The sequence below is a fragment of the Streptomyces sp. NPDC058375 genome (assembly GCF_042723425.1).
Taxonomy (GTDB): Bacteria; Actinomycetota; Actinomycetes; order Streptomycetales; family Streptomycetaceae; genus Streptomyces; species Streptomyces durocortorensis.
In genome coordinates this window covers 1-1375 of the sequence record NZ_JBHXJG010000493.1, presented here as the reverse complement: position 1 = coordinate 1375, position 1375 = coordinate 1, and the positions used below count along the sequence as shown (strand labels likewise).

Annotated in this window: 1 protein-coding gene; it reads right to left on the bottom strand. The window is 72.0% G+C overall.

What is annotated here, in order from left to right; translation table 11 throughout:
• Positions 1 to 44: 44 nt before the first annotated feature.
• On the bottom strand, positions 45 to 1088 hold the full coding sequence (locus ACFWM7_RS35290; protein WP_383268877.1) for a PAC2 family protein: 1044 nt from the start codon (positions 1086 to 1088) through the stop codon (positions 45 to 47).
• Between the last annotated feature and the right edge of the window lie 287 nt (positions 1089 to 1375).

The following is a 1375-nucleotide window of genomic DNA, read 5'->3' as shown; positions in this document are numbered from 1 at the left end:
GGATCGTCTCCCGTGCGGCGCTCCGCGGTGCGTGACCGCTCCGGTCAGTCCTCCTCGGGAGGGTCGCCGGAGCCTCCCTCGGTCTCGGGATCCGACGCCTCGTCAGGGCCCTTGTCCTCAGGCTTCTTTCCCCGACCCGTCTCCGGACGGGGAGGCTTCGGCGGGCGGGTGCGGCCGCTGGAGGGGTCGCGCAGATACGACCCGTCCCCGCTCTCCGTGGCATGGCCGCCCGGCCCCTGCCCGGGGCCGCCGTCCCGCCGCCGCAGATACCGCTCGAACTCCCGGGCGATGGCCTCGCCGGACGCCTCGGGCAGCTCCGCGGTGTCCCGCGCCTCCTCCAGCGTCTGCACGTACTCCGCGACCTCGCTGTCCTCCGAGGCCAGCTGGTCCACGCCGACCTGCCAGGCCCGCGCGTCCTCGGGCAGTTCGCCCAGCGGGATGCGCAGCCCGATCAGGTCCTCAAGACGGTTCAGCAGGGCCAGCGTCGCCTTCGGGTTCGGCGGCTGCGACACGTAGTGCGGGACCGCCGCCCACAGGCTGACCGCGGGCACCCCGGCGTGCGTGCACGCCTCCTGGAGGACCCCGACGATGCCCGTGGGGCCCTCGTACCGCGTCTCCTCCAGGTCCATCGTCCGCGCCAGGTCCGCGTCGGAGGTGACCCCGCTCACCGGCACCGGCCGGGTGTGCGGGGTGTCGCCGAGCAGCGCGCCCAGGATGACGACCATTTCGACGCCCAGCTCATGGGCGAAGCCGAGGATCTCGTTGCAGAACGACCGCCAGCGCATCGACGGTTCGATCCCGCGCACCAGGACCAGGTCCCGGGGCTTGTCGCCGCCCACCCGCACCACGGACAGGCGCGTCGTCGGCCAGGTGATCTTCCGCGTGTTGCCGTCCAGCCACACCGTGGGCCGGTTGACCTGGAAGTCGTAGTAGTCCTCGGCGTCCAGCGCCGCGAACACCTCGCCCTTCCACTCCCGGTCCAGATGACCGACCGCTGTGGAGGCGGCGTCCCCGGCGTCGTTCCAGCCTTCGAACGCGGCCACCATGACCGGGTCGACCAGCTCGGGCACCGACTCGAGCTCGATCACCCGGGCCTCCTTCCGATGTCTCCATACGTACGGAGCAACCTTACGGCTTCCCGGCCCCCCGGCCGCAGCCCTCTTGCACGGCCGGGTGAACACTGTTCGATCATTCCCCGAGCGAGGACGGCGCCTCCCGTCGCACGAGTTGGCCGGTGAGCGGGTGCGGGTCGTGACCGATCAGGGAGAGCACGGAGAATCGCATGAACTCCACTGTCCCCGCGGCACATTGCACCCGTGTGGCAGGAGTGGGGCACCGGCCCGGCGCCTGCGGGTACGCGAACGGGGGCGGCTTC